This is a genomic window from Nocardioides sp. (genome assembly GCF_016462705.1).
Taxonomy (GTDB): domain Bacteria; phylum Actinomycetota; class Actinomycetes; order Propionibacteriales; family Nocardioidaceae; genus Nocardioides.
The window spans coordinates 1-6,323 of record NZ_JAEMSS010000212.1; the positions used below are offsets into that span (position 1 = coordinate 1).

8 protein-coding genes are annotated in these 6,323 nt (G+C 71.1%); all 8 read right to left on the reverse strand.

Annotation, left to right across the window (positions count from 1 at the left end; all coding sequences use genetic code 11):
• Positions 1-109: 109 nt before the first annotated feature.
• On the reverse strand, positions 110-493 hold the full coding sequence (locus JHD21_RS19500) for a hypothetical protein (protein WP_292678631.1): 384 nt from the start codon (positions 491-493) through the stop codon (positions 110-112).
• Positions 490-1,326, reverse strand: a complete 837-nt coding sequence (gene tatC, locus JHD21_RS19505; RefSeq protein ID WP_292678633.1) for a twin-arginine translocase subunit TatC — start codon at positions 1,324-1,326, stop codon at positions 490-492. The genes JHD21_RS19500 and tatC overlap by 4 nt, the downstream gene beginning before the upstream one ends.
• A gap of 10 nt (positions 1,327-1,336) precedes the next feature.
• Positions 1,337-1,657, reverse strand: coding sequence for a twin-arginine translocase TatA/TatE family subunit (gene tatA, locus JHD21_RS19510; protein WP_292678636.1), 321 nt, complete (start codon positions 1,655-1,657; stop codon positions 1,337-1,339).
• A gap of 13 nt (positions 1,658-1,670) precedes the next feature.
• Positions 1,671-2,672, reverse strand: a complete 1,002-nt coding sequence (locus tag JHD21_RS19515; RefSeq protein WP_292678639.1) for a WYL domain-containing protein — start codon at positions 2,670-2,672, stop codon at positions 1,671-1,673.
• The gene (locus JHD21_RS19520) at positions 2,669-3,646 is read right to left on the reverse strand and encodes a WYL domain-containing protein (RefSeq protein ID WP_292678642.1); all 978 of its coding nucleotides are present in this window, start codon (positions 3,644-3,646) and stop codon (positions 2,669-2,671) included. Before JHD21_RS19520 ends, JHD21_RS19515 begins: the two co-directional genes overlap by 4 nt.
• 16 nt (positions 3,647-3,662) lie before the next feature.
• Positions 3,663-4,607: an FKBP-type peptidyl-prolyl cis-trans isomerase gene (locus tag JHD21_RS19525; protein WP_292678644.1), complete on the reverse strand. Its 945-nt coding sequence runs from the start codon at positions 4,605-4,607 to the stop codon at positions 3,663-3,665.
• A gap of 76 nt (positions 4,608-4,683) precedes the next feature.
• Positions 4,684-6,045 (reverse strand): Pup--protein ligase, encoded by a 1,362-nt coding sequence (pafA, locus tag JHD21_RS19530; RefSeq protein WP_292678648.1) that lies wholly within the window; start codon positions 6,043-6,045, stop codon positions 4,684-4,686.
• A gap of 61 nt (positions 6,046-6,106) precedes the next feature.
• Positions 6,107-6,323: hypothetical protein (locus JHD21_RS19535; protein WP_292678650.1), on the reverse strand; the 217-nt coding region annotated here is incomplete at its 5' end.

Sequence of the window (6,323 nt, forward strand, 5' to 3'; positions counted from 1 at the left end):
AGCGGTGCGAAGCATCCTTGACGGCGGGAGCCGGGCTGGTACGCGCGCGGCCGCCCGCCCAGCCCGAGGTCCGGCAACGCGTGCGGGCACTACGCCCAACCCGAGGAGCTCAGCTGCCACCCAACCGCAACCGCACCGAGTACGCCGACGGCGCGGCGCCGACCGCCTTCGCCAGCCTGGTGACCGCGTCGAGCACGGTGTCCGCGGTGAACGACGTGCCGGGGACCGCGAGCGTCGGTCGGCCGTCCCGGTCCAGGAGCAGCACCTGGCCGTGCATCCACGCCTGGTGGGCGGCGGTCCGGATGCTGTCGTCGACCACGGGGGCCGGGTAGGCCAGGTCCACGGCGAGCAGGTCGCACGGGTGCTGGTCGTCGCCGGCGCCGACCAGGAAACCCGCGACGGAGGAGCCGCTGCGGGTGACGTCGTCGGAGGTCCAGGTGACCTCGCCCTCCCCCAGCCAGTCGGGCAGGTCGAACGCGTCCAGCGGGGTCACAGCGGGGACAGCTCGTCGTCGCCGACCTGGGCGAGCGGGTCGGTCCGGCCTCGCCGCCGATCGATGAGCCTGGCGATCACCTCGGCGACGAGGAAGAGCACCAGCATCGGGACCGCGAGGAACAGCATGGAGAACGGGTCGGTGGACGGCGTGGCCACCGCGGCGAAGACGAACGTCCCGATCACGATCCAGGGTCGGTAACGGCCCAGCGTCTTGCCCGAGACGACCCCGGCAAGGTTGAGCATGATGACGAACAGCGGGATCTCGAACGCGATGCCGAACACGAGCAGCATCCGGCTGATGAACGAGAAGAACCGGCCGAAGTCGACCAGGTTGGTGGCGTCGGCGGGCGTGAACCCGATCAGGACCTCGATCGCCTTGGGGAGCACGAAGTACGCCGTCGCGACGCCGGCGAAGAAGAGCGGACCGGCCAGCGCGGCGAAGATCCGAGACCACTTGCGCTCGGAGGGGTGCAGGCCCGGGAGGATGAACGCCCAGATCTGGTAGAGCCAGTAGGGGCTGGCGCCGACCACGGCGACCACACCGCACAGCTTGAGCTGGAGCATCAGCGGGCCGGTCACGTCGTTGACGACGATGTTGGTCTCGACCGTGCCACCGAGCCGGCGTACCGCCTCGTCGTACGGCACCCGGATCAGGTCCGAGAGCTGGTCGTAGAAGAAGAGCGCGACCAGGAAGGCCACCAGGACGACCAAGGACGACCGGATCAACCGGGCCCGCAGCTCGCGCAGGTGGTCGGAGAGGGCCATCCGGCCGTCCGGGCCGACAGGATGGACGGGCGAGCCTCGCAGGAGGCCGGCCAGGCGTCGGATCAAGAGCTCAGGATCAGGTGGTCTCGCCGCGGCGGATGCGCTCGGCCTCGGCGTCCAGCTCGGCCTGCCGCTGGGCGAGGTCGGCCTGGCGCGCCTCGAGCTCGCGCTGCTCCGGAGTCTTGGTGGCGTCGTCCTCGTCGTCCATCAGACCCTTGGTCTCGGCCTTGAAGATGCGCAGGGCGCGGCCGCTGCCGCGGGCGAGCTCGGGGAGCTTGGTGGCGCCGAACAACAGGACCAAGACGGCCAGGATGATGAGCAGCTCGGTCGTGCCGAGTCCTCCGATGAGCAGCGGCGACATGTCGGTCCTCACGTGGGTGTGGCGGTCGGACTCCATCGTACGACCACGGTCATGTGTACAGGTCGAGCGTCTCCTGTGCGGCCGCGATGACCGCGTTTGCCGCTGTCAACGGCGCCAGGACCCGCGCATGCGGCACCAGTCCGAGCACCAGTCGGGTGAGCCAGCGCTGGTCGGCCACCAGGAGGTCGACCTCCAGGCGGCCGTCCCCGGCCTCGCGGACGGCCTCCACCGGGTAGTAGTCGGTGACCCACCGAGCGGCGGGGTCGAGCAGGACGGTGGCCAGCGTGACCTCGGTGTCGCGGGTGAAGAACCCGTCGGCCAAGTCACGCGGAGCGGCGGGCTCGGTCGCGATCGGGTCCGGGAGCACGTCGGCGGCCACGATCCGGTCGAGGCGGAAGAGCCGCGGCGCCTCCGCGAGGTGGCACCAGGCGTCGAGGTAGGCGTGCCCGTCGCGGTTGACGACCCCGCGGGGGTCGACGACCCGCTCGGACTGCTCGTCGCGCGAGGGCACGTAGTAGCTCAGCCGGACCTGACGGTGCTGGTCCGCGGCACCTTGCAGGCGGGTGGCGAGGAGGGCCCCGTCGGTGTCCGCCGCGTCGCTCCCCGGCTCGACCCGCGCGGCCTCGGCCCCCTCGGCAGCAGCGGCCTCGAGCTTGGCGAGGGCGCGGTCGACGACCTCGCGGGTCTCGTCGCCGGCACCGGACCGCAGCGCCCGCAGCGCGACGATCAGGGCCGTGGCCTCGGTGGGCGTGAGCCGCAGCGGCTTGGCGAGGTAGTCGGCGTTGGAGACCCGGATGATCCCGTCGGTCCGGATCCCGTCGCCGTCCTCCGGCTCCAGGGCCGCGACGTCGACGTCGATGAGGTCGTCGGGCATCCCGCCGGGCGTCCCGCACATCCACAGCACCTTGAGGTCCTTGAGGAGCTGCTCGGCACTCACGCCCAGGGCCGACGCCGCCTCGTCGAGGCGCACCTCGCCACGAGCCTTGAGATACGGGACGAGGGTGAGCAGGCGGGCGACCTGGTCCTTCGCACCGGCGGCGCCGGCGCTCACGAGGTCACCTCCGCCAGTGCGGCGGCCAGCCGGTCGACGACACGCTGCCTGACCCGGGGCGGGCCCTCGACCACGACGTCGGGGCCGAAGGCGAGGACCTCGTCCACCACGCCGTTCGCGGCGCGCTGGACGGCGAGGCGGTCCCAGTCCGCCGCCCCGTCGGGGCCGGTCACGCCAGTCTCCAGCTCCTCCGCGTCCCGACGCAGCGACAGCCCGGCGCCCTGGCGCACGAGCAGCACCACACGCTCCGTCGATACCGCGGGGGCGAGCCGTCGCGCCACCTCTCCGAGGTCGACGTCCGCCGGCACCTCGTACGCTCCTGGCGCGCCGACCTTGCGGGGACGGCCCTCGACCCGTGACAGCCGGAAGACCCGCTCCGCGTCCCGGTCCGTGTCGAAACCGACGACGTACCAGCGACCCGAGTAGCGGGTGACGCCCCACGGCTGGAGATGCCGGGTGGTGGGCTCGGTCTGTCCCGGCCGCCGGTAGTCGAAGGTCACCGCCTGCCGCTCCTGCGTGGCCTCCAGGAAGACGTCGAACGACGGCTCGTCGGCGTTGAGCCGGGGCTCGACGATGTCGAGGGCGGAGACGTCGAGGTCGGCGCCCAGCGCGGTGAGCTTCCGGACCGCCTCGGTGGTGGCCCGCGCGAGCTTGGCGTGCTGCCACACCTTCGTGGCCAGGCCGACCACGGCCACCTCGTCGGCGGTCAGGCTGATGTCCGGCAGGGCGAGCAGGTCGGGCCGGACCCGGTAGCCGGGCTCGTCGTCGAAGTAGGCGTCCATCTGACCCACCTCGATCGGGACACCGAGGCTGCGCAGCTCCTCCTTGTCGCGCTCGAACATCTTCTCGAAGGCGTCCACGGTCGAGTCCGGGTAGAGGATCTCCCGGATCCGGTCCTTGGCGACGTAGCGGCGCTGGACCAGCAGCATGATGAGCAGGTTGAGCAGCCGCTCGCTCTTGCTCGTGGTCGACACCCCTGGCCCCGGAGACTCAGGCCGTGGCCAGGACGTCGATCACGAAGTAGAGCGTGTCGGTGCGCTTGATGCCCGCGTCGGGGTTGCCCTCCTCGCCGTAGCCGAGCTCCGGCGGGACCGCGATCACCATCCGGGTGCCGACCGTGGCACCCACGAGCGTCTGGTCCCAGCCCTTGATGACTGCCTCGGTGCCGATCGCGAACGAGGTCGGAGCGTCCGCGCTGAAGTTCTCGTCGAACGGCTTCTTGCCGCCGTAGACCTGGCCCAGGTAGCGCACCACGATGGCGTTGCCGGTCTCGACCACGGGCCCGTCGCCCTCGAACAGGACGGCCTTCTGCAGCTGGTCGGTCGGCTCGGGGACGCCCTCGAAGTCGAAGCCCGAGATGACGCCCTTCTTGAACTCCAGGGGCGGCACCCAGTCGGGCGCCGGCGGCCGAGTGCCGGTCGGACCGTCGTCGATCCCCGAGGCCAGGTCGATGATGACCAGGACGGAGTCCTTGTTGCCGATCCCGAGCTGCGCGTTGCCGGCGGCGCCGAAGGCCGCCTCGGCGGAGCTGGTGACCGCGATCCGGGAGCCGATCGTCGCGCCCTTGATCCCGGCGAGGAAGGGCGGCAGCTGGTCGTCGAGGGTCACCAGCTCGGCGGTGGCGTCCTCGTCATGGGTGCTGAACGCCTTCGCCTGGGTGAAACCGTTGCCGATCCAGAGATGGGCCAGCACCTGGTCGCCGTCCTCGAGCGCCGCGCCGTCGCCCTCCACCAGCGTCTCGGACTCGATGTCGCCCGCGGTCATCTGGCTGGACCACGCCACCTCGGGCTCCGCGCCGACCTCACCGGTGATCTCGACCGCGTCCAGGCGCTCCTTGGTGGGCTCGGCGGGAACCGGGTCCTCGCCGCAGGCGGCGAGGGACACGCTCAGGAGCGCAGGGACCAGCAGGAGGGGCAGACGGCGCAGGGCAGACACGTGGGGACCTTCGAGTCAGGGACGGCAAGTACCGGGCGAAACCCTAACGGGCTGGCCTGAGAGTTCCCTAGTTGCCTCACATGCCGTCGATGAGCCGCTGCACGCGCTCGTCGTAGGCCCGGAACGGGTCCTTGCACAGCACCGTGCGCTGCGCCTGGTCGTTGAGCTTGAGGTGCACCCAGTCGACGGTGAAGTCCCGGCGGCGCTCCTGGGCCCGCCGGATGAACTCCCCGCGCAGCCGGGCCCGGGTGTTCTGGGGCGGGACGGACTTGGCCTCGAAGATCTTGAGGTCGGTCGTGACCCGTGCGACCGCCCCGCGCTTCTCCAGCAGGTAGTAGAGACCGCGGCCCCGGTGGATGTCGTGGTAGGCGAGGTCGAGCTGGGCGATCCGCGGGTGACCCAGCGGCAGCCCGTGCTTCGCGCGGTAGCGGTCGATCAGCTTCCACTTGATGACCCAGTCGATCTCCCGGTCGACCAGGCCGAGGTCGTCGGACTCGACGGCCTTGAGGGTCCGCTCCCACAGGTCGAGGGTCCGCTCGATGGTCGGGGTGCTGATGCCACGCCGGTCGACGAAGTCGCGCGCCTTGCCGAGGTACTCGGCCTGGATCTCCAGGGCGCTGGCCTCCCGGCCGTTGGCCAGGCGGACCTTGCGCTGACCGCTGACGTCGTGGGAGATCTCCCGGATGGCGCGGATCGGGTTCTCCATCGTGAGGTCGCGCATCACCACGCCCTCCTCGATCATCCGGAGCACCAGGTCGCAGCTGGCGACCTTGAGGAGGGTCGTGGTCTCGCTCATGTTGGAGTCGCCGACGATCACGTGCAGGCGGCGGTACTTCTCGGCGTCCGCGTGCGGCTCGTCGCGGGTGTTGATGATCGGTCGGCTCCGGGTCGTGGCGCTGGAGACGCCCTCCCAGATGTGCTCGGCGCGCTGCGAGACCGAGTACGACGCCCCGCGGGGCGTCTGGGTGACCTTGCCGGCGCCCACCATGATCTGGCGGGTCACCAGGAACGGGATGAGGACGTCGGCGAGCCGGCTGAACTCCCCCGCCCGGCCGACGAGGTAGTTCTCGTGGCAGCCGTAGGAGTTGCCGGCCGAGTCGGTGTTGTTCTTGAAGAGGTAGATCTCGCCGGCGATGCCCTCGTCGTGCAGCCGCTGCTCGGCGTCCAGCAGGAGCCCCTCGAGGACCCGCTCCCCCGCCTTGTCGTGGGTGACCAGCTCGACCACGTCGTCGCACTCGGGCGTGGCGTACTCGGGGTGGCTGCCCACGTCGAGGTAGAGCCGTGCGCCGTTGCGCAGGAACACGTTGCTGCTCCGGCCCCAGCTCACCACCTTGCGGAACAGGTAGCGGGCGACCTCGTCGGGGCTCAGCCTGCGCTGGCCCTTGAACGTGCACGTGACGCCGTACTCGTTCTCGATCCCGAAGATCCGGCGGTCCATGACCCGACCCTACGGGGCCGGGCACAGATCGGACCCCGTCTGACCAGGGGTCGTCGAACTTTTAGAGCAGACCCGCGTGGTCGAGGGCGAGGTAGGTCTGCTCGGTCGCGCCGAGCAGGCCGCTGGGCAGCCGCCGACGGAGCTCGGCGACCGGCAGGAGCACGACGGCGATCTCCTCGAGGTCGTCGAGCTCCTGGTCACCCGCGAGGCGCGCTCCGCGCGCGAGCACGACGTGGCGCGGGCGGGTGTGGCTCGGGGGCTCCACGCTGGCGACGAGC